This window comes from Geodermatophilus sp. SYSU D01036 (assembly GCF_054050435.1).
In genome coordinates this window covers 1-21,269 of the sequence record NZ_JBJGZJ010000038.1, presented here as the reverse complement: position 1 = coordinate 21,269, position 21,269 = coordinate 1, and the positions used below count along the sequence as shown (strand labels likewise).

The following is a 21,269-nucleotide window of genomic DNA, read 5'->3' as shown; positions in this document are numbered from 1 at the left end:
CGTCACGGGCAGGTCCCCGGCGCTGTCCGGGACGCGCGGGACGGCTGCCACGATCGGCCGTGCCCGTCGACGACCTCGTCCTCGCCCGCTGGGACCGCGGGGACGCCGCCTCCGTCCGTGAGCTGGCGGGGATGCTCGCCGCCTACCACCTCGCCACCGAGGCCGAGAAGGGCGCCGCCGTCGTGTCGGTGGACGAGTTGCCGCCGCGCTACCGGGACGAGGTCGCCGACCCCGTTCGCGCCCTCGCCTCCGCCACGGTGCTGACCGCGGCGGTGGGCGGCGCCGGCTGCGGGTGCGTCGTCGTCTCCCCGGTCGCGGAGGGCACGTCGGAGGTCCGGCGCCTGTGGGTGGGGCCCGCGGCGAGGGGCCGCGGGGTGGGGCGGGCCCTGGTGGACGCCGCGGTCGCGGAGGCGGGGGCGGAGGGCGCGGGCGTGGTCCGGTTGTCCGTCTGGCGCTGGAGGACGGCGGCGATCGCCGTCTACGAGCGCGCCGGCTTCGTGCCGGTCCCCTCCTGGGACGCCCGCGCGGACCTCACCTGCATGGAGCTGCGCCTCCCCGGCACGTGACGACGGGCGCCCGCCCCGCTCCCCGCGCGCGGACGGTCCCGGTCGGCCCGGCGCCGGTGGCAGGGTGCCCGCATGGGCGGCTGCTGCGACCCCCGCGGCTGCGAGCGGGTGTTCGACGACCGGTTCGCCCGGCGGATGGCCGCCCGCTACCGGGCGAAGGGCCTGGACCGGACGGCCCGCCGGATGGTGGACCTGCTGACCGAGCGCGGCGTGCGCGGCGCGACGGTGCTGGAGATCGGCGGCGGGATCGGCGAGATCGGCCTCGAGCTGCTGCGACGCGGCGCGGCGTCGGTGACCACCCTCGAGCTCTCGCCCGGCTACGAGGACCAGGCCGCGGCGCTGGTCGAGGAGGCCGGCCTGACCGGCCGGGTGCACCGCCGCCTGGCCGACGTCGCCGCCGACCCGGCCGGGGTCGAGCCGGCCGACGTCGTGGTCCTGCACCGGGTGGTCTGCTGCTACCCCGACCACCGGCGGCTCCTGGGTGCCGCCGCCGACCACGCCCGCCGTGACCTGGTGTTCAGCTTCCCCCCGCGCAACCCGGCCACCCGGGCGCTCCTGCTCACCGAGAACGCGTCCTTCCGCCTGCGCGGGCGCCGCTTCCGGACGTTCGCGCACCCGCCGGCGGCGATGCTGGCCGTCCTCGCCGAGCACGGACTGCGCCCCGCCGTCGTGCACCGCGGCGTGGTGTGGCGCGTCGCTCACGCAGCCCGGTGAGCACGGACCGGCGGGCGGCCTACCGCAGCAGGCTGCGGGCGATCACCATGCGCTGGACCTGGTTGGTGCCCTCGTAGATCTGGGTGATCTTGGCGTCGCGCATCATGCGCTCGACGGGGAAGTCCTGCGTGTAGCCGGCGCCGCCGAAGAGCTGGACGGCGTCGGTGGTGACCTTCATGGCGACGTCGGAGGCGAACGCCTTGGCGGCGGCGCACAGCCGGCCGAGGTTGGGGTCCACCTTGCCGCCGGAGTGGCCCGCCTCGCCGCGGGCGGCGGCGACGTAGACCAGGTGGCGGGCGGCCTCGACCTGCATGGCCATGTCGGCGAGCATGAACTGCACGCCCTGGAAGTCGCTGACGGCCTTGCCGAACTGCTTCCGCTCGCGGGTGTACTCCACGGCGGCGTCGAGCGCGCCCTGCGCGACGCCCACGGCCTGCGCGCCGATGGTCGGGCGGGTGAAGTCCAGCGTCCGCAGCGCGGTCTTGAAGCCGGTGCCGGGCTCGCCGATGATGCGGTCGGCCGGGATGGCGCAGTCGGTGAAGTAGAGCTCGCAGGTCGGCGAGCCCTTGATGCCCATCTTCCGCTCCTTGGGGCCCACCGCGAAGCCCGGGTCGTCGCGGTGGACGACGAAGGCGGAGATGCCGTTGGCCCGCTTCTCCGGGTCGGTGACGGCCATGACCGTGTACCACTCGGAGACGCCGGAGTTGGTGATCCAGGCCTTGGTGCCGTTGAGCACCCAGGTGTCGCCCTCGAGCCGGGCGCGGGTCTTCATCGAGGCGGCGTCGGAGCCGGCCTCGCGCTCGGACAGGCCGTAGCTGATCATCGCCCGGCCCTCGGCGATCGACGGCAGGACCTCCTGCTTGAGGCGTTCGGACGCCGAGAGGATGACGGGCATCGAGCCGAGCTTGTTGACCGCCGGGATGAGCGACGCCGAGACGTCGACCCGGGCGACCTCCTCGATGACGATGCAGGTGGCGATCGCGTCCGCGCCCTCGCCGCCGTACTGCTCGGGGATGTGCGTGGCGTGGAAGCCGGCCGCCGTCAGCGCCTTCTGCGCCTCGATCGGGAAGCGGGAGTTCGCGTCGACGTCCGCGGCGTACGGGGCGATCTCGCGTTCGGCGATGTCGCGGACCGCGGCCCGGATCGCGTCGTGCTCCTCGGTCAGCTGGTACAGCCCGCTCGTACTCACGGGTAGATGCTAGGACGTCCCAGCAGATCCGCCGTCGCCGGTCAGCCGGGCCCGCAGCGCCGCGTCGCGGGCGACGACGGAGTCGGCGAGGTCGGCCTGGAACCGCTCGACGGCGGCCCGCAGCCCCGGGTCGGCCGCGGCGAGGATGCGCACCGCGAGCAGGCCGGCGTTGCGGCCGCCCCCGATCGACACCGTGGCGACCGGGACGCCCGCGGGCATCTGCACGATCGACAGCAGGCTGTCCAGGCCGTCGAGGCGGTCCAGCGGCCGCGGCACGCCGACCACCGGCAGCGGGGTGGCCGCGGCGAGCATGCCCGGCAGGTGCGCCGCTCCCCCGGCGCCGGCGACCAGCACCCGCAGCCCGCGCCCGGCCGCCGAGCCGGCGTAGTCGAGCATCCGCTGCGGCGTGCGGTGCGCGGACAGGACGTGCACCTCGTACGGGACGCCGAACTCCGCGAGCGCCTCCGCGGCCGGCTCCATCGTGGGCCAGTCCGAGTCGCTGCCCATCACGATGCCGACCAGGGGCTCGCTCACTCAGTGCTCCTCGGGGAAGGCGAACGCGGGGTCGACCACGCCGTCGGCGAGGTAGCGGGCCGCGGCGACGGCGCGGGCGCGCACCTCCGCGAGGTCCTCCCCCAGCGCCGTCACGTGGCCGAGCTTGCGGCCGGGGCGCTGGCCCTTGCCGTACCAGTGCAGCTTGACGTCGGGCCAGTGCGCCATGAGGTGGTGGACGCGCTCGTCGAGGCCCGGCCCGTCCCAGCCCGGCTCCGACGCGCGGCCGCCCAGCACGTTGGCCATGACGACGGCGGGCGCGGCCATCGCCGTCGACCCGAGCGGGTAGTCGAGGACGGCGCGCAGGTGCTGCTCGAACTGGCTGGTGCGCGCGCCCTCGATCGTCCAGTGCCCGGAGTTGTGCGGGCGCATCGCCAGCTCGTTGACCAGCACGCCGTCAGGGGCCTGGAACAGCTCGACGGCCATGACGCCGACGACGCCGACCCGGTCGGCGACCCGGACGGCGAGCTCCTGCGCGGCCAGCGCGGTCGCCTCGTCGAGGCCGGGGGCGGGGGCGAGGACCTCGGTGTTGATGCCGTCGCGCTGCACGGTCTCCACGACCGGCCAGACGGCGACCTGGCCGAACGGCGAGCGGGCCACCAGCACCGCGAGCTCGCGGACCAGCGGGACCCGCTCCTCGACCAGCAGGGTGCCGTGCGCCTCGAGCAGCTCGGCCACCTCGTCGGGCCCGCGGACGACGAAGACGCCCCGGCCGTCGTAGCCGCCGCGCGGGGCCTTCACGACGACCGGCCAGCCGACCTCCTCGGCGAACGCGGTCACCTCGTGCACCGTGCGCGCGTCCGTCCACGACGGCTGGGGCTCCCCGGCGGCGGCCAGGGCGCGGCGCAGGACGAGCTTGTCCTGTGCGTGGACCAGCGCGTCGGGGCCGGGGGCGACGCGGACGCCCTCGGCGGCCAGCGTCCGCAGGTGCTCGGTGGGCACGTGCTCGTGGTCGAAGGTGAGCACGGTGGCGCCCTCGGCCGCGGCGCGCAGCGCGTCGAGGTCGCGGTGGTCGCCGGTCCGGACGTCGGCCGCGACCAGCGCCGCGGACTCGTCCGGCCCGGTGGACAGCACGCGCAGCGACTGGCCGAGCGCGATCGCGGCCTGGTGGGTCATCCGGGCCAGCTGGCCGCCGCCCACCATGGCGACGACGGGCAGGCCCGTACGGGGATCGAGGACGCCGCTCATCGTCCTGGGAGGCTAGCGAGCCGACTCGGACCCGTCTGCCGAGCCCCGTGGCCGCCGCCGGGCCGCCCACTCCCTGCGGCGGCTCGCGGCCGGTCACGGCGGCGTCCATGCCGCCTCACCGGACGTCAGCAGGGTCCGGAGCCGGTCACCACCGCCTCCGATCCCCCGTCGGCGTGGTGCGGGACGGACACCGGTTCCCGTCACCACCGGGGTCGTCCGCCCCTGGCGCCCGTGCCCCGGCGCGCACCAGGACGTGTGCGGCCACGAGCACCAGCAGGCCGACCCAGACGTAGGCGTTGCCCGCCACGACCTGCAGCGGCGTCCAGTCGAACTCCGGCCGCGCCCCCCAGGGGAAGGGGTCCCACGGCTGTAACCAGATGAGGCCGGTCGGCTGCGGGATCCCCTGCCGGTCGCCCGGCCACGTGAAGAAGACGAGCAGGGCGACCGACGCCGAGGCGCCGGCCACCAGCAGCGCCCGCCGGGAGGAGGCGAGCGACGAGACGGCGAGCGACCGGACCAGGGCGATGCCGGCGACCAGGACCCACACCCAGTGGTGCGACCAGGACACCGGCGAGACGAGGACCGAGGTCACACCGAGACAGGCGAGCGCGAGCAGGTCGTCACCACGACGGTGCGCGAGCCGCGCCACGTGGAGGCCGGCCACCAGGACCGGCACGGCGAGCAGCAGCCAGAGGACCGTCACCCGCGGACCACCGTCCTGCCCGAGGATGCGGACCGCGAAGCCGTTGAGGGACTGGTTGGCGGCGAAGCTCAGAGGGGTGACCTCGGAGATGCGCCCGGTCCCGGCGAAGCCACCGGTCCAGAACGTCAGGGAGTCCCGGGGCGCGAGGACAGCACCCACGGCCACGGTGGCGGCGAAGGTCGCCACACCGGTCCAGAAGGCCCGGAACTGACGAGTGACCAGGAAGTGGACCAGGAACAGCCCAGAGGTCAACTTCAGGCCCGCGGCGAGGCCGACGCCCACACCGACCCACCGGCTGCCCCGGGGGCGGGTGAGGTCGTGGACCACCAGCGCACAGATCACGAGGTTGATCTGCCCCAGCAGCAGGTTGCACTGCACCGGCTCGACCCAGAGCGCAGCCCCGGCGACGGCCGTGGCCAGTCCCCATCGGACCTGGGCCCGCGCACCCGCCCACGCCAGCACCATCGAGCAGATCCCCACCAGGCAGGACAACGACACGGCGAGCATCGCGACCTCGGCCGCCGGGAGCGCGAGGTACGAGAAGACGCTGAGCACGTGGGCGGCGAAGGGCGGGTAGGTGAAGGGCATGGAGGTGCCCGGGACGGGGCCGTAGACGGACAGGCCGTCGCGGACGGCCTGTCCGAAGGCGTGGTACACGTGGAAGTCCTGGTTCGTCCAGAACCGTCCGGGGTGCGCCACCGTCGTGGGCACCAGCGCCGCGAGAGCGACGACCAGCACGATCGGGCCGAGGGCCCACCATGTGCCGTACCGCGCGTCCCACATCCGCCGCCTGGGCGACGCCGGGTCCGCGTGCACGGTGCCGCTCGTGTCGCCCGACTCAGTCATCGCCCCACCTCGTCGTCGCCCCACCTCGTGTCCGAGTCGGTGTCCGAGTCGATCGCGCCGTCCAGCACGACGGGGAGGGAGCTCGACGGGTCCCCGCGAGACACGGCCAGGCTCCCGACCGTGCGCGACGTCGGCGACGCTGGCGCGTCTCCCGGTTCCGGGGCCCGGGGTCAGCCACCCCCGGGCGGCACCCTCCCTGCCCGTGTCCGTGTCAGGCCCCGGCGCAGCTGCCGCCATCGGTGTGCAGCGCCCCAGACGGTCACCTCCCACAGGGCCTCGCGCACGATCCGGCCACTCATCTTGCTCTCGCCGCGCTCCCGCTCGGTGAAGGTGATGGGGACCTCCGCGACGATGAAGCCGGCCTGGACGGCCCGCCAGGCCAGCTCGACCTGGAAGCAGTAGCCCTGCGACGCCACTGCGGCGTAGTCGATCGCCTCGAGGACCTCACGCCGGTACGCACGCAGGCCACCGGTGGCGTCCCGGAGCGGGATGTCCAGCGCCAGCCGGGTGTACAGATTGCCCCCACGCGACAGGAACTCCCGGCGACGCGGCCAGTCGACCACCGCCCCACCGGGCATCCAGCGCGACCCGAGCACGAGGTCGGCGCCGGCCAGCCGGTCGAGCATCTCGGGCAGGTGGCGCGGATCGTGGGATCCGTCGGCGTCCATCTCCACGAGGACCTGGTAGTCCCGCTCCATCCCCCAGGTGAACCCCGCGATGTAGGCCGCCCCCAGCCCCGCCTTGCTCCGACGGTGCAGGACGTGCACCCGAGGGTCACCGGCGGCCAAGCCGTCGGCGAGCTCCCCTGTCCCGTCGGGACTGCCGTCGTCGACGACCAGCACGTCGGTCTCGGGGACGGCAGCCAGGAGCCGCTCGACGACGGGACGGATGTTGTCCCGCTCGTTGTACGTCGGGAGGATCACCAGGGTGGCGTTCCCGCCGCCCGCCCTCGGGCCATGGGATCTCCGAGAGGTCTCGTCCCGCCTCCCGTTCGTGACGGCCCTGTCCCGGCCGGCCCGCGCGTCGTCGGCCCCCCGCTCCCCCGCGGGCGCGTCCGGACACGGTGTGCCACTGGTCGGCGGAAGGGGATCGTCACCGCGCCGGGTCACATACGGTCCGTCTCCGCGGCTGCACCGCTGTGCTCGGCTCCTCGTCGACCCCGCGCCGCCTCGCTGGTTGGCCATACAGTGCTCGGGTGCGCCTCCTCGAGCGTCTGCTGCACCAGGCCGGGTTCACGTGGCGCCTGCTCCTCAAGGAGCTGAGCGCTTTCGGCGTGGTCGGCGCTGTGTGCTTCGTCATCGACCTCGGCCTCTTCCAGCTCCTGTATGCACACGTCGGGGTGGGCGCCGTCAGCTCCAAACTCGTCGCGACCGTACTTTCCACGACCGTGGCCTACCTCGGCCATCGGTACTGGTCCTTCTCGCATCGGGCCCGCACCGGTATCCGTCGCGAGTACACCCTCTTCGCGGCCGTCAACGGTCTGACCCTGGTGATCGGCCTCGCCTTGGTCGCACTGGTCCGCTATCCCCTGGGGCAGGAGAGCGCCTGGGTGCTCCAGGGGACCAACATCGCCTCGATCGCTCTCGGGACGGTCATCCGGTACCTGAGCTACCGCCGCTGGGTCTTCCCCTCGCACGCTCGGGCGAACCGGGCCAGGAACTCGTCGCGGCCTGACGACCACGCGCGACCGGCCGGCGCAGCAGCACAGGAGCTCACTGCGGCTTGAGCGCTCGCCCTGTCAGTCGGCGGGAGTCCACCTGCCCGGATCGAGCGGGCCCATCGGCACCCGACCCCGTCGCGTCAGCCGGCCAGCCGGGACCCCGACCGCCCGGCCACGACCTCGAGCCGGGTGGGGATCCGGGTGCGCAGTTCCTCCAGGTGGCTGATCACGCCGACGGTCCGCCCGCCGCGGCGCAGCTCGTCGAGCACGCCCATGACCGCGTCGAGCGCCTGCGCGTCGAGGGTGCCGAAGCCCTCGTCGACGAAGAGGGTGTCCATCTGCACCCCGCCGGCCTCGGCGGTCACGACGTCGGCCAGGCCCAGGGCGAGGGCGAGGGAGGCCATGAAGCTCTCCCCGCCGGAGAGGGTCTTCGTCGGCCGCCGCACGCCGGTGTACTCGTCGAGGACGTCGAGGCCCAGGCCGCCGCGGGCGCCGTGGCGGCCCAGCGCGTCGCTGTGCAGGAAGGTGTAGCGGCCGCGGGACATCTCCTGCAGCCGCCGGCTGGCCACCTCGGCGACCTGCTCGAGCCGCGCGGCGAGCACGAAGGACTGCAGTCGCATCCGCAGCGTGTTCGCTCCGCGCCCGCCGACGAGGTCGGCCAGGCCGGAGACCTGCTCGGCGCGGGCCCGCCGCTCGGCCAGCTCCACCTCGGCGGAGACGACGTCGCCGGCGAGCGCGTCGAGGGCGTCCGCGCAGCGGCGGGCCTGGTCGAGCGCGGTGACCGCGTCCTCGCGGCGGGCGGTGAGTTCCGCGCAGCGCAGCTGCCCGGCCGCGACGTCGGGGCGCTCGCCCAGGTCGGCGAGCTCCGGGTCGGCGAGGGTGGCGACGACGACCGCGTGCGCCTCGTCGTGCTCGCGCAGCCGCCGGTCCAGCGCGGCCAGCCGGCCGTCCTCCAGCAGGGCGGCGGCCGCCTCCGCCACGCCGGCGAACCCGGCCGCGGCGGCGCGCTGCCCGGCGGCGTCCCGGGCCTCCTCGGCGGCGGTGCGGGCGCGGCGCTCCTCCTCGGCGGCGGCGACGGCGGCCTCGCAGCGGGCGGCCTCGGCGGTGAGCCGCGCGACGCGGGCCGGCAGGTCGCGGTCCTGCCCGCGGGCGGCGTCGAGGCGGGCGGCCAGCTCGGCGTGCGCCTCCGCACGGGCGTCGTGCTCGGCGGTGACCCGCTGCAGCGCCTCGCGGTCGGCGGCCAGCACCGTGACGGCGGCGTCCCGTCGCTGCTCGGCCGCCGCCAGCTCGCGGCGGGCGGGCTCCACGTCGCGGGCCAGCGCCGCCACCTCGGCGCGGGCGGCCGCCGCGGCCGCCGCCCGCCCGGACAGCTCGGCGGCCGGCAGCTCCCCGGCCTGCGCGCGCAGCACGGCCAGCTGCCGCTCGAGCTCCTCGACCGCCCGGCCGGCGGCGGTGCGCCGCTCCTCGGCGGCGTCGACGGCGGCGCGCGCCCGCTCCTCGTCGTCGCCGGTGACCGCGGCGCCGGCCGGCACCGCGGGGCGGGGGTGCACGGCCGAGCCGCAGACCGGGCAGTCGGCGCCGTCGGTCAGCCCGGCGGCGAGCTCGGCGGCCATGCCCTCGAGCCGGGCGGTGCGGACCTCGACCAGCCGCTCGCGCGCCTCCAGCCAGCCCAGCCGGGCGACGTCGGCGGCCTTGGCGGCGCGGTCGAGCCGGCCGGTCACCTCCGCGGCGCGGGTGGCCGCCTCCAGCGCGGCGCGGGCGGCCTCGTCGGCGGCGACGAGGCCGGGCAGGCGGGCGGCGGCGGCCTGCGCGGCGTCGAGCCGGGCCTGCGCCGCGGCGACGCGGGCGGGCTCCTCCTCGACGGCGCGGGCGCCGTCGGCGACGCGGCCGGTGAGCCGTTCGCCCTCGCGGGCCAGGCGGGCGACCTCGGCGGCCAGGCCCGCGGCGCGGTCGGCCTCGGGCAGCAGGGTCCGGACCGCGGCGGCGGCGTCGCGCAGCTCCCGCGCCGGCTCGGGGCCGGCCGGGCGCCCACCGGAGACCGCGGCCCAGGCCGCCTCGGCGGCCTCCCGGGCGGCGGCGGCCCGCTCGGCGGCGCGGGCGGCGCGCCCGGCGGCGTCCAGGACGTCGCGCAGCACCTCGGCGCGGCGGCCGGCGTCGGCCCGGTCCCGCAGCGGCGCCAGCTCCGGCTCGCGGGCGGTGAGCCGCTCCAGCTCGGCGCGGGCCCGGTCGCGGCGGGCGTGCCGGTCGGCCAGCGCCCGCGCGGCGGCGAGCTCCGCCTCGGCCCGGGTGCTCGCCGCGGCCGCGCCGTCGGCCTCGGCGGCCGCGCGGACCAGCCGCTCGGCCGCCCGGCCGCGCACCCCGGTCACCCAGGCGCCGACCGAGGCGCCGGGGCGGGCGCCGACCAGCTCGGGGGCGAGCTCCTCGGGCACCTCGACGTCGGCGATCTGGGCGACGCGGTGCAGCAGCGTGCTCACCCGGTGCCGGTCGGCGCGCAGCTCCTCCTCGGCGGCCCGCCGCTCCCCGGCCAGCCAGTCCTCGGCCCGGGCGAACCGGTCGACGTCGAACAGCGTGCGCAGCAGCCGGCCGCGGTCCTCGGGCTCGGCGCGCAGGAACCGGGCGAAGTCGCCCTGGGGCAGCAGCACCACCTGGCAGAACTGCTCGGCCGACAGGCCCAGCCGCACCCGCAGGTACTCCGAGCCCTCGTCGATGCGGGTGCTCACCGGCTCCCAGCCGTCGGCCGTGTGGCGCTGCACGGTGAGCTTGGCCTGCTCGGTGGTCTCGCCGGCGCCGCGCTTCTTGGGCCGCGTCTGCTCCGGGCGGCGGACGACCAGCAGCCGCTCGCCGGCGAGGGTCAGCTCGCAGGAGACCTCGGTGCGGGTGGCCGCGTCGGCGTGGTCGCTGCGCAGCCGGCGGGCCTCGCCGCGGGCGCCGGGGACGGTGCCGTAGAGCGCGAAGACCACGGCGTCGAGCAGCGTCGTCTTGCCCGCGCCGGTGGGGCCCCAGAGCAGGAACAGCCCGTCGCGGGCCACCTCGTCGACCCGGACGGTCTCGGTGCCGGCGAAGGGGCCGAACGCGGTGAGGGTGAGGGTGTGCAGCCTCACCGGGTCAGCTCCTCGCGGCCCGCGGCGCCCAGCGCCCGGGCCAGCAGGTCGCGCTCGGCGGCCGTGACGCCCACCCCGCCGCGGACGTGCGCGACGAACTCGCCCGCGACGTCGAGGTCGTCCCGGCCGCGCAGCCGCTCCTGGTAGCTGCGGCCGTCGCCGCCGTCGGTGCCGCCGATCCACTCCAGGTGCACGCAGTGGCCGAACCGGGTGCGCAGCGCGCGCATCGGGTCGGCGGGGCGGACGGGGTCGGTGAGCCGGGCGGACACCCAGGCCTCCTCGGCGGCGGTGTGAGCGGGGTCGGCGAGCAGGTCGTCGAGGGTGCCGGTGAGCACGGTCAGCGGCCGGGGCGCAGGCAGCGGCACGGACCGGACGCCGGCCAGCCCGCCGGCGTCGAGGTCGACCAGCCACACCTGTTTGTCCTGCCCGGCCTCGCCGAAGGAGTACCCCAGCGGGGAGCCGCTGTAGCGCACCCGCTCGCTGAGGGTCTGCGGGCGGTGCAGGTGCCCCAGCGCCACGTAGTCGATGCCGTCGAACACCGGCGCCGGCACCACGTCCACCCCGCCGACGCAGATGTCGCGCTCGCTGTCGCTGGCCACCCCGCCGCCGACGAAGGCGTGCGCGAGCACCACCGAGCGGGTGCCGGGGCGCAGGAACAGGTCGGCGCGCACCCGGTCCATCGCCGCCCGCAGGACGCCCTCGTGGCTGCGCGCGTCCGGCACACCGAGCTCGTGCCGGGCGATCTCCGGCTCGAGGTAGGGCAGCCCGTAGACGGCGACCTCGCCGTGCGCGTCGGGGAGCAGCACCGGCTCGTCCAGCCGCGCGGTCTCGGCGCGGACGTGCAGCCCGGCCTTGGTCAGCAGCGAGGAGAAGGTGCCCAGCCGCCGCGCCGAGTCGTGGTTGCCCGGGGTGAGGACGACCGTGGCGCCGGCGCCGACCAGGCGGCCGACCACCCGGTCGAGGACCGCCTGCGCGTCGGCCGAGGGCACCGCCCGGTCGTAGACGTCCCCGGCCACGACGACGGCGTCGACGCCCTCCTCGGCCACCACCCGGGCCAGCCCGGACAGCACCGCCTCCTGTTCGGCGAGCAGCTCCGCGCCGTGCAGCGACCGCCCGATGTGCCAGTCCGAGGTGTGCAGCAGCCGCATGGGCGCGCAGGGTAGGTCGGGGGTACGACAGAACCGGGCCAGGCTCGCCGTGACCGGTCGGTCACACCCCGGCGTCGTACCCGTCTCCCCCGGCGGCCGCGGAGGCCCAGGGGTCCCCGTCCCCGTCCTCCTCGACCAGCCGGACCAGCAGCTGCTGCACGTCGGCGCAGGCGGGCAGGCGCTCGAGCACCACCGGGCCCCCCTCGCCGGCGGTCTCGACGGTCAGCGTCCCGGAGCGCAGCACCCGCTGCCGGAGCGTCTGGTGGATCGAGACGTCGGTGACGCGCGACAGCGGCACGTCCCGGCCGCGGCGGGACAGCACGCCCGAGCGGACCAGCAGCCGGTGCGTGGTGACGACGGTGTGCGTGGTCCGCCAGCGCAGCACCGGCCGGACGACGAGCACGGCGAGGGCGACCAGCACCGCCGCCAGCAGCGCCATCCGCAGGACACCCTGCTGGCGGCCGGCCGGGACGAGGGCGGCGAGGTAGGAGCCGGTGCCCACGACGGCGAACAGCCCGGTCACGGGCCAGGACAGCGTCGTCCAGTGCGGGTGCAGGTGGACGACGACCTCCTCGTCGTCGGCCAGCAGCCTGTCGGGGTAGGGCATCCGGTCAGGATGACCCAGACGGGACGTCCGGTCAGCGCCCCGCGCCGGTGACGGCCACGGCTTCGTCCGCGACCGGCAGGGCCGGTGACGGGACGACGACCGGCACGACCGGGAGGTCCGGCCCCGGGACGGCACCCACCGCAGCCCCGGGCGTCCGCTGGGTGCGGACCCAGCGACCCGGCCCGCGGCCACGCAGCCACAGCCGGGCCGGCTCCTCGAGGTACCGGTAGGAGAGGTGAGCCAGCAGGAAGCAGCCCAGCAGCACGTGGGGGACGAGGAAGGAGCCGACCGGGCTGTTCGGGCCCATGAACGGGTACCAGCCCATGTGGGTCCAGAAGATCTCGAACACGGGGACGTGGACGAGGTAGAGGCTGAAGGAGATCCGCCCGCCGTGGACCATGGGCCGGGACCCCAGGACCCTGCTGATCCCGCGCGGGGTCAGCGCCAGCGATCCGATGAGCACGGGGAACAGCACGACCACGACGCCGCCGTACTCGGCGCCACCCTGACCACGCCAGTGGCCCCACCACAGGCCGAGCAGGATCTCCGCCAGCGCCAGCGCGGCGACCACCGCTGCGATCCGCTCGACCCGCGGGGTGATGCGGATACGGCGCACCGCGAGGCAGGTGAGGGCGCCGGCCAAGAAGCCCGCCCCGATCCGGGCGGCCCAGCTCCACGCGTAGTAGGGCGAGCCGGTCCGGTAGCAGACGTAGGCGAACGGCAGCATGCAGGCGACCGCCAGGGCAGCCGTCACCCACCAGGGCAGCCGCCGGAGGCGCCACAGCACGAGGACGAGAGCGGGGAAGACCACGTAGGCCAGCCACTCGGCACTGATGGACCACGCCGGTCCGACCCACGACGCACCGTCGAAGGAGGGCTGGTCCCACAGCTGGACCATGGCCAGCTGCTGCAGGTAGCTCCACAGCGAGACCTCGGGCTGGACGTTCTGCCAGACCAGGAAGCCGTCGGTCGTCCGGGTCTGCTTGTAGAGGATCCAGGCGCCGAAGAGCGTCGTCACGACCGCGTACACGGGCCAGATCCGGCAGATGCGGGCCCACCAGAAGGCGACGGTCCCGCGCACGGAGGGCCGACGTCCGGACTTCTCGAGGTAGGTCAGCGTGATGACGAAGCCGCTGAGGACGTAGAAGAGGTCGACGCCGAGGGCCCCGGTCTGGACCAGCGGCCGCAGGGGCTCCCACACGTGGGTCCAGGCGTCCCCGGGTGTGAACATGAAGTGGAAGGCGACCACCCAGACGGCCGCGACGATGCGGAGACCGGTCAGAGACCGGATCTCCCCCCTGACCCCGGCGAGCGTGTCTCCCGACGGCACCGGGCTCCGCTCGGCCACGTTCCGTGACCGACCGCCTACGATCTGCATGAGTCGACGTTAGAGGCGAGCCAGGCCGTGACGGAACGTCCCCGGCCGCGTGTCGCGGCGTCCGACCCCAGTGGTCACAGCGATCCCGCGTGTCGCGTCCGTACGTGTTGCACGTCTCCGCTGGCCAGCTCCACCGTGCCGCCGTCGGTGCGGACCACCAGCCGGCCGTCCCAGTCGACGGCGGTCGCGGTGCCGCTCAGCGTCGACCCGTCGGGCAGCGTGACGGTCACCTCGGCGCCGACCGTCGAGCACCAGGCGAGGTAGTCCGCGGCCAGGCCGGTGGCGACCGGGTCGCCGAGCGCCGCCGTCCAGGCGAGGTAGCGCCGCTCGAGCGCACGGAGGTAGGCCAGCAGGACCGGCCCGCGGTCGACCGGGGCGCCGGTGACCAGCGCCAGTGACGACCCGGTGGGCGGCAGCTCCTCCCGGCGGGTGCCGACGTTGAGCCCGGTGCCGACGACCACCGCGGTGCCGACCGCCTCGGCCAGGATGCCGGCGAGCTTGGCGCCGTCGACGGCGAGCAGGTCGTTGGGCCACTTGAGCGAGGTGCGCACGCCGGTGACCTCCCCGACGGCCTCGGCCAGCGCCACGCCGGTGAGCAGCGGCAGCCAGCCGCGGCGCGCGGCCGGGACGTCGGGCCGCAGGAGCACCGAGACCGTCAGCCCGGCCCGCGGCGGGGAGGTCCACGTGCGGTCGAGCCGCCCGCGCCCGGCGGCCTGGTGCTCGGCGACGAGGACCGCACCCTCGGGCACGTCGTCGTCGGCGGCCCGGTCGGCGAGGACGGCGTTGGTGGAGCCGACCTCCTCGACCACCTCCAGGGAGCGCCACAGCCGGCTGTCCCTGGTCAGCGCGGCCTGCAGCGCCGCGGCGTCGAGCGGGGGGCGGTCCAACTCCGACCAGCGGGCGGAGGGCGTGTCGGGCACTCCCCTACGCTACGGGCCGTGAGTGCGGCTGAACTGGAGAGCGCCGGCGAGCACGTCCCCGGCGACATCGACATCCACACGACCGCCGGCAAGCTGGCGGACTTCGAGCGCCGCGTCCAGGAGGCCACGCACGCCGGCTCCGAGCGGGCGGTGGAGAAGCAGCACGCGGCGGGCAAGATGACCGCCCGCGAGCGCATCGAGGCGCTGCTGGACCCGGGCTCGTTCACCGAGCTCGACGAGTTCGCCCGCCACCGCTCCAGCAACTTCGGCATGGACGCCCGGCGGCCCTTCGGCGACGGTGTCGTCACCGGCTACGGCACGGTCGACGGCCGCCCGGTGTGCGTGTTCTCCCAGGACGTCACCGTCTTCGGCGGCAGCCTCGGCGAGGTCTACGGCGAGAAGATCGTCAAGGTCCTCGACCTGGCCATCCGCAACGGCTGCCCGGTCATCGGGATCAACGAGGGCGGCGGCGCGCGCATCCAGGAGGGCGTGGTCTCCCTCGGCCTCTACGGCGAGATCTTCCGGCGCAACGTGCACGCCTCCGGCGTCATCCCGCAGATCTCGCTGGTCATGGGCGCCGCGGCCGGCGGGCACGTCTACTCCCCCGCGCTCACCGACTTCATCGTGATGGTCGACCAGACCAGCCAGATGTTCATCACCGGTCCGGACGTCGTGAAGACCGTGACCGGCGAGGACGTCACGCTCGAGGAGCTCGGCGGCGCCCGCACGCACAACACCAAGTCCGGCGTCGCGCACTACCTGGCCGAGGACGAGGCCGACGCGCTCGACTACGTCAAGGCGCTGCTGTCCTACCTGCCGAGCAACAACCTCGACCCGCTGCCCGCGGTCGAGGTCGCCCCGGCCGACACGACGCCGGACGGCGTCACCGACGAGGACCACGAGCTCGACACGGTCGTCCCCGACTCGCCGAACACCCCCTACGACATGCACACCGTCATCGAGCACGTGCTCGACGACGGCGAGTTCCTCGAGGTGCAGGCGCTGTTCGCGCCGAACATCGTGGTCGGCTTCGGCCGGGTCGAGGGCCGGCCGGTCGGCGTCGTGGCCAACCAGCCCACCCAGTTCGCCGGCACGCTGGACATCGACGCCAGCGAGAAGGCGGCCCGCTTCGTGCGCACCTGCGACGCCTTCAACGTCCCGGTGCTCACCTTCGTCGACGTCCCGGGCTTCCTCCCCGGGACGTCGCAGGAGTGGGAGGGGATCATCCGCCGCGGCGCCAAGCTCATCTACGCCTACGCCGAGGCCACGGTCCCCAAGATCACGGTCATCACGCGCAAGGCCTACGGCGGCGCCTACGACGTCATGGGGTCCAAGCACCTCGGCGCCGACCTGAACCTCGCCTGGCCGACCGCGCAGGTCGCCGTCATGGGCGCCCAGGGCGCGGTGAACATCCTCTACCGGCGCGAGCTGGCCGACGCCCCGGACGCCGACGGCCGCCGCGCGGAGCTCATCACCGAGTACGAGGACGCGCTGCTGTCGCCGTACATCGCAGCCGACCGCGGGTACGTGGACCAGGTGATCCGCCCCTCGGAGACCCGCATCGAGATCACCAAGGCGCTGCGGCTGCTGGCCAACAAGCGCCAGACGCTGCCGCCGAAGAAGCACGGGAACATCCCCCTGTGAGCGAGGACGCGCAGCGCCCGCTGCTGCGGGTGGTCCGCGGCGAGCCGACCGCCGAGGAGCTCGCCGCCCTCACCGTCGTCGTGGCCGCGCTCTCGCAGCGCCGGCCGCGGCGGCGCCCGACCCCGGTCGGGGCGTGGGCGACCCGGGCCGACGCGCACCGGCAGCCGCTGCGGCCCGGCCCCGGCGGCTGGCGCGCGTCCGGGAGGTTCGCATGAGCGGGACCCGCCGGCTGGTCCTGGCCTCGGCGTCCCCGGCCCGGCTCGCCCTGCTGCGCCAGGCGGGCCTCGCGCCCGAGGTCGTGGTCAGCGAGGTCGACGAGACCACGGTGACCGCGCCGCGCGTCGCCGAGCGGGTCGCACTGCTGGCGTCGGCCAAGGCGTCGGCCGTCGCCGGGCGGGAGGACGACGCCCTGGTGGTGGGCGCGGACTCGCTGCTGGAGTTCCGCGGGCAGGCGATGGGCAAGCCGGCCGACGCCGCCGAGGCGCGGGAGCGCTGGCGGCGGATGTCGGGCCGCTCGGGTGTGCTGCACACCGGTCAGGCGCTGCTCGACGTCCGCGGCGGGGCGGTCGAGTCCCGCGACGTCGTCGTCACCTCGACCGTCGTGCACTTCGCCACCCCGACGCCCGCGGAGGTCGAGGCCTACCTGGCCACCGGCGAGCCGCTGGCGGTCGCGGGCGCGTTCACCCTCGACGGCCTCGGCGCCCCGTTCGTGCGCCGGGTCGAGGGCGACCCGGCGTCGGTGATCGGGCTGTCGCTGGCCGCGCTGCGGGAGCAGTTGCGCCGCCGCGGGCTGACGATCACCGACCTCTGGCGGCGCTGACCGGTACGGCCACCGCGGCCCTGGCTCCCGCCCGCCGACCGGCCTAGGGTCCCGCCGTGGACACACGCTCCCTGCGCACGGCGTGGGACACCTTCGGCTCGCGGGACCCGCTGTGGGCGGTGCTCACCGAGCCCGACCGCCGCGGCGGGCGCTGGGACCCCGAGGAGTTCTTCGCCACCGGCGTCCGCGTGGTGGACGACGTCATGGCGCTGGCCGACTCCCTCGGACTGCCGGCGCGGCGGGAGACGGCGCTGGACTTCGGCTGCGGGGTGGGCCGGCTGACCCAGGCCCTGGCCCGGCACTTCGACCGGGTCACCGGCGTGGACATCGCGCCGTCGATGCTCGCCGAGGCGCGCCGGCACGACGCCGAGGGCCGCTGCACCTTCGTGCACAACGAGGCGCCGGACCTGTCCGTGTTCGCCGACGACAGCTTCGACATGGTGCTGTCGACGATCGTGCTGCAGCACATGCCGCCCGAGCTGGCGCTGCGCTACGCCGAGGAGTTCGGCCGGGTGCTGCGGCCGGGCGGGCTGGCGGTCTTCGCCGTCCCCACCGGACCGTCGGACACCCTGGTCGGCCGGCTGTACCGGACGGTTCCCCGGCCGCTGGTGCACGCCTACGTCCGGCGGCGGTTCGGCGCGGTGCTGCAGATGCACGGCCTGCCGATGGAGGTGCTGCTGCCCCGTCTGACCGAGCGCGGCCTGGTGGTGCTGCGGGTCCAGCCCGACGACAGCCCGGGGCCCAACTGGCGGGGGTTCCGCTACGCCGTCACCAAGCCGGCCACCGGCTGAGCCGCGCTCCGGCTCCCCGCCCTGGTGCGGGCGGGCGGACGGGCGCTGCTCGGCGTCCGGGGCGGGGCGGTCGAGTCCCGCGACGTCGTCGTCACCTCGGCCGTCGTGCACTTCGCCACCCCGACGCCCGCGGAGGTCGAGGCCTACCTGGCCACCGGCGAGCCGCTGGCGGTCGCGGGCGCGTCCACCCTCGACGGCCTCGGCGCCCCGTTCGTGCGCGCAGCCGAGCCTCCCGGTCCGTGGTCAGCCGGCTCGCACGAGGTCGACGACGATCCCGCCGGCGAGCGCCCGCACTCCCTCGAGGCGGCGCTCCAGTCTGCTCGCCCAGTCCGGCACCTGCTCGACGCCGCTGGGATAGAGGAACAGCGACCGGCAGGACACTGGCCGCCATCCGGCCCGGCGGGCACGCCGCAGGAAGCCACGGACCGGGAAGGTGCGCTCGCCGGCGGTGAACGTGTGGTACGCCCAGACGTAGGGGTGCAGCCGGTTGGGCTCCATCGCGCGCCAGCGCGCGTTCGGGGCGGCGATGCGGGCGGCCTCGGCCACCGTGCGGTCGACGTCGTCGACGTGGTGCAGCGCGTCGACGCTGAGCAGCAGTCCGACCGACCCGGACTCGACCGACGGCGGCAAGCGTTCGGCGGTGCCGAGCTCGAACCGGACGTTGGCCAGCCCTTCCTGGCGGGCCTGGGCAGCGGCGAAGGCCACGTAGTCGGCGATCGGCTCGACACCCGTCAACTGTCGGTCCGGCCGAGCCGCGGCCAGGCGGCGCAGCAGCACACCGGTGCCGGACCCGAGTTCGAGCACCGGCCCGGGAACCTCGTCGAGCGCCTGCAGGAAGACGTCCAGCCGGCGCCGGGTCATGTGCCCGCTCGCCCGCACCGCGTCGTAGCCGTGGGGATCGTCGTCGAACGAGGCGTTCCGGGACAGTGTCGGTTCCGTGTCCATAGCAGACCGTAGGGACCGACCCGGCACGACGGCCAGCTCCGGCAGCACGGGCGTCTCGAGCCGCCGGCGCCGAGCCCCGGTGACGGGCGGCCGCCGAGGGGCATCCCTGCCCTGCCGGTGGTGGACCGTCCTCGGCTGGCTACAGTCCGGACGTTCTCGAGCGAGGGAGTCGTCCGGTGCAGAAGGTCCTCATCGCCAACCGCGGGGAGATCGCGGTCCGGGTCGCCCGCGCCTGCCGGGACGCCGGGCTGACCAGCGTCGCGGTGTACGCCGAGCCCGACCGCGACGCCCTGCACGTCCGCGTCGCCGACGAGGCGTTCGCCCTGGGCGGCACCACGCCCGGCGACTCCTACCTGGTCATCGACAAGATCATCGACGCCGCGAAGCGCTCCGGCGCCGACGCCGTCCACCCCGGCTACGGCTTCCTGTCGGAGAACGCCGACTTCGCCCAGGCCGTCCTCGACGCCGGGCTGACCTGGATCGGCCCCTCCCCCGAGTCGATCGTCGCCCTCGGCGACAAGGTCGCCGCACGGCACATCGCCACCAAGGCCGGCGCGCCTCTGGTGCCCGGCACCAAGGACCCGGTGTCCGGCGCCGACGAGGTGCTGGCCTTCGCCCGGGAGCACGGCCTGCCGGTGGCGATCAAGGCCGCGTTCGGCGGTGGCGGGCGTGGCCTGAAGGTCGCCCGCACCGAGGAGGAGATCCCGCACCTGTTCGACTCCGCGGTCCGGGAGGCCGTGTCGGCCTTCGGCCGCGGCGAGTGCTTCGTCGAGCGGTTCCTCGACAAGCCGCGGCACGTCGAGGCGCAGGTCCTGGCCGACACGCACGGCAACGTGGTCGTCGTCGGCACCCGCGACTGCTCGCTGCAGCGGCGCAACCAGAAGCTGGTGGAGGAGGCCCCGGCGCCGTTCCTGACCGACGAGCAGCGGGCGCGCATCCACGAGTCGGCCAAGGCGATCTGCCGGGAGGCCGGCTACCACGGCGCCGGCACCGTCGAGTACCTCGTCGGCGCCGACGGCTCGATCTCCTTCCTCGAGGTCAACACCCGCCTGCAGGTGGAGCACCCGGTCAGCGAGGAGACCAGCGGCATCGACCTGGTGCGCCAGCAGTTCCGCATCGCCGAGGGCCTGCCGCTGGAGATCACCGAGGACCCGGCCCCGCGCGGGCACAGCATCGAGTTCCGGATCAACGCCGAGGACGCCGGCCGCAACTTCATGCCGGCCCCCGGCCCGGTCACCCGGCTGGAGATCCCCCAGGGTCCGGGCGTGCGCTGGGACTCCGGTGTGGAGACCGGTGGCGAGGTGGCCGGCGCGTTCGACTCGATGCTGGCCAAGCTGATCGTCACCGGCGCCAGCCGCGAGGAGGCGCTGCAGCGCGCCCGCCGCGCGCTGGACGAGCTGGTCGTCGAGGGCATGCCCACGGTCGTCCCGTTCCACCGCGCGGTGGTCCGCGACGAGGCGTTCACCAGCGAGCCGTTCACCGTGCACACCCGCTGGATCGAGACCGAGTGGGACAACCAGGTGCAGCCCTACAGCGCCGCGCCGGCCGGGGCCGACGAGGAGGCGCCGCGGCAGACCGTCGTCGTCGAGGTCGGCGGGCGCCGGCTGGAGGTCTCCCTCCCCGCCGGGCTGGCCGCGGGCGGCGGGGCGCCGGTGGCCGCCGGCGGGGGCGCCAAGCCGCGCAAGCGGGGCTCGGGCCACGGCGGTTCCGCGGCGTCCGGCGACTCCCTGACCTCGCCGATGCAGGGCACGATCGTGAAGGTCGCCCTCGAGGAGGGCGACACGGTCGAGGCCGGTGACCTCGTCGTCGTCCTCGAGGCGATGAAGATGGAGCAGCCCCTCACCGCGCACAAGGCGGGCACCGTGACCGGGCTGTCGGCCGAGGTCGGCGCCACCGTGACCAGCGGCGCGGTCATCTGCTCGATCGTCGACGCCGCGGGAGAGTCCCCCGCCTGAGGCGGTCCGGCCGGTGCGCACCAGCCGGACCGGACGTGCTCAGGACGCTGGGCCGAACCGGGACGACCACAGGGCCCGGCCGTCGGCGCGGTAGAGGACCAGGTTGCCGTCGTCCTGCATCTGCAGCCGGGCGCCGGGATTGCCGTTGGTGCGCGCGTTCCACAGCGCCCGGCCGTCCGGGGCGTACACCACCAGGTTCCCGTCGGCCTGCACCACCGTCCGCGCACCGGTGTTGCCGTGGGTGTGGGCATGCCACAACACCCGCTCCCCGGCGCCGTAGACCACCAGGTTCCCGTCCGGCTGCGCCACCGCCCGGTACTCCCCCGACGGGGACCGCAGCGACTGACCACGGGCCATCTGCTCCCCGGCCCGCAGCACGTCGAAGGCGTCCCGTCCCGTCCACCACGCCGGCGCCCCGTCGGCGCGGTAGAGGACCAGGTTGCCGTCGTCCTGCATCTGCAGCCGGGCGCCGGGATTGCCGTTGGTGCGCGCGTTCCACAGCGCCCGGCCGTCCGGGGCGTACACCACCAGGTTCCCGTCGG

General features: G+C 75.5%; 20 protein-coding genes and 1 pseudogene. 9 read left to right on the top strand and 12 right to left on the bottom strand.

The genetic code is table 11. The annotated features are described in order from the left end of the window. Positions 1-59 precede the first annotated feature (59 nt). A complete protein-coding gene (locus ACI8AR_RS22610) occupies positions 60-566 on the top strand; it encodes a GNAT family N-acetyltransferase (RefSeq protein ID WP_457052992.1) in 507 nt (168 codons plus the stop codon). 72 nt (positions 567-638) lie between these two features. After that, positions 639-1,280, top strand: coding sequence for a methyltransferase domain-containing protein (locus ACI8AR_RS22605; RefSeq protein ID WP_457052991.1), 642 nt, complete (start codon positions 639-641; stop codon positions 1,278-1,280). Between the two features lie 19 nt (positions 1,281-1,299). On the opposite strand, the gene ACI8AR_RS22600 is transcribed toward ACI8AR_RS22605, so the two are convergent. From ACI8AR_RS22600 to ACI8AR_RS22580, 5 genes are all read right to left on the bottom strand, one after another. Then, entirely contained in the window at positions 1,300-2,469 is a 1,170-nt protein-coding gene (locus ACI8AR_RS22600) for an acyl-CoA dehydrogenase family protein (RefSeq protein ID WP_457052990.1), read from the bottom strand. Positions 2,470-2,478: 9 nt separating this feature from the next. Then, the gene (gene purE, locus ACI8AR_RS22595) at positions 2,479-3,003 is read right to left on the bottom strand and encodes a 5-(carboxyamino)imidazole ribonucleotide mutase (RefSeq protein WP_457052989.1); all 525 of its coding nucleotides are present in this window, start codon (positions 3,001-3,003) and stop codon (positions 2,479-2,481) included. Then, positions 3,004-4,209, bottom strand: a complete 1,206-nt coding sequence (locus tag ACI8AR_RS22590; protein ID WP_457052988.1) for a 5-(carboxyamino)imidazole ribonucleotide synthase — start codon at positions 4,207-4,209, stop codon at positions 3,004-3,006. Positions 4,210-4,354: 145 nt separating this feature from the next. After that, positions 4,355-5,758 (bottom strand): glycosyltransferase 87 family protein, encoded by a 1,404-nt coding sequence (locus ACI8AR_RS22585; protein ID WP_457052987.1) that lies wholly within the window; start codon positions 5,756-5,758, stop codon positions 4,355-4,357. A gap of 170 nt (positions 5,759-5,928) precedes the next feature. Continuing rightward, complete coding sequence (locus ACI8AR_RS22580) at positions 5,929-6,681, bottom strand: polyprenol monophosphomannose synthase (RefSeq protein ID WP_457052986.1); 753 nt, start codon at positions 6,679-6,681, stop codon at positions 5,929-5,931. A 272-nt stretch (positions 6,682-6,953) separates the two neighbouring features. On the opposite strand from ACI8AR_RS22580, the gene ACI8AR_RS22575 reads away from it, so the two are divergent. Beyond that, a complete protein-coding gene (locus ACI8AR_RS22575) occupies positions 6,954-7,484 on the top strand; it encodes a GtrA family protein (RefSeq protein ID WP_457052985.1) in 531 nt (176 codons plus the stop codon). Positions 7,485-7,558: 74 nt separating this feature from the next. Here the strand turns inward: ACI8AR_RS22575 and ACI8AR_RS22570 are convergent, their stop codons facing one another. The 5 genes from ACI8AR_RS22570 to ACI8AR_RS22550 all read right to left on the bottom strand — a co-directional run bounded on the left by ACI8AR_RS22570 (position 7,559) and on the right by ACI8AR_RS22550 (position 14,572). Beyond that, positions 7,559-10,519, bottom strand: a complete 2,961-nt coding sequence (locus tag ACI8AR_RS22570; RefSeq protein WP_457052984.1) for an AAA family ATPase — start codon at positions 10,517-10,519, stop codon at positions 7,559-7,561. Beyond that, on the bottom strand, positions 10,516-11,667 hold the full coding sequence (locus ACI8AR_RS22565) for an exonuclease SbcCD subunit D (RefSeq protein WP_457052983.1): 1,152 nt from the start codon (positions 11,665-11,667) through the stop codon (positions 10,516-10,518). Before ACI8AR_RS22565 ends, ACI8AR_RS22570 begins: the two co-directional genes overlap by 4 nt. A gap of 61 nt (positions 11,668-11,728) precedes the next feature. Next, on the bottom strand, positions 11,729-12,274 hold the full coding sequence (locus ACI8AR_RS22560; protein WP_457052982.1) for a PH domain-containing protein: 546 nt from the start codon (positions 12,272-12,274) through the stop codon (positions 11,729-11,731). 31 nt (positions 12,275-12,305) lie between these two features. Beyond that, positions 12,306-13,604 (bottom strand): acyltransferase family protein, encoded by a 1,299-nt coding sequence (locus ACI8AR_RS22555; protein ID WP_457052981.1) that lies wholly within the window; start codon positions 13,602-13,604, stop codon positions 12,306-12,308. Between the two features lie 122 nt (positions 13,605-13,726). Beyond that, positions 13,727-14,572 (bottom strand): biotin--[acetyl-CoA-carboxylase] ligase, encoded by an 846-nt coding sequence (locus ACI8AR_RS22550; RefSeq protein ID WP_457052980.1) that lies wholly within the window; start codon positions 14,570-14,572, stop codon positions 13,727-13,729. An 18-nt stretch (positions 14,573-14,590) separates the two neighbouring features. On the opposite strand from ACI8AR_RS22550, the gene ACI8AR_RS22545 reads away from it, so the two are divergent. The 5 genes and pseudogenes from ACI8AR_RS22545 to ACI8AR_RS22525 form a co-directional block, all read left to right on the top strand. Next, positions 14,591-16,216: an acyl-CoA carboxylase subunit beta gene (locus ACI8AR_RS22545; protein ID WP_457052979.1), complete on the top strand. Its 1,626-nt coding sequence runs from the start codon at positions 14,591-14,593 to the stop codon at positions 16,214-16,216. Beyond that, positions 16,213-16,431: an acyl-CoA carboxylase subunit epsilon gene (locus tag ACI8AR_RS22540; protein WP_457052978.1), complete on the top strand. Its 219-nt coding sequence runs from the start codon at positions 16,213-16,215 to the stop codon at positions 16,429-16,431. The genes ACI8AR_RS22545 and ACI8AR_RS22540 overlap by 4 nt, the downstream gene beginning before the upstream one ends. After that, a complete protein-coding gene (locus ACI8AR_RS22535; protein WP_457052977.1) occupies positions 16,428-17,036 on the top strand; it encodes a Maf family protein in 609 nt (202 codons plus the stop codon). Before ACI8AR_RS22540 ends, ACI8AR_RS22535 begins: the two co-directional genes overlap by 4 nt. A 56-nt stretch (positions 17,037-17,092) precedes the next feature. Beyond that, on the top strand, positions 17,093-17,827 hold the full coding sequence (locus ACI8AR_RS22530; protein ID WP_457052976.1) for a class I SAM-dependent methyltransferase: 735 nt from the start codon (positions 17,093-17,095) through the stop codon (positions 17,825-17,827). 24 nt (positions 17,828-17,851) lie between these two features. Next, positions 17,852-18,037: pseudogene (locus ACI8AR_RS22525) on the top strand (Maf family protein); the annotation flags it as partial. A 33-nt stretch (positions 18,038-18,070) separates the two neighbouring features. Here the strand turns inward: ACI8AR_RS22525 and ACI8AR_RS22520 are convergent. Further along, positions 18,071-18,772 (bottom strand): class I SAM-dependent methyltransferase, encoded by a 702-nt coding sequence (locus ACI8AR_RS22520; protein ID WP_457052975.1) that lies wholly within the window; start codon positions 18,770-18,772, stop codon positions 18,071-18,073. A gap of 176 nt (positions 18,773-18,948) precedes the next feature. On the opposite strand from ACI8AR_RS22520, the gene ACI8AR_RS22515 reads away from it, so the two are divergent. Beyond that, complete coding sequence (locus tag ACI8AR_RS22515) at positions 18,949-20,727, top strand: acetyl/propionyl/methylcrotonyl-CoA carboxylase subunit alpha (protein ID WP_457052974.1); 1,779 nt, start codon at positions 18,949-18,951, stop codon at positions 20,725-20,727. A gap of 39 nt (positions 20,728-20,766) precedes the next feature. On the opposite strand, the gene ACI8AR_RS22510 is transcribed toward ACI8AR_RS22515, so the two are convergent. Next, on the bottom strand, positions 20,767-21,269 hold a 503-nt coding region (locus ACI8AR_RS22510; RefSeq protein WP_457052973.1), incomplete at its 5' end, for a hypothetical protein.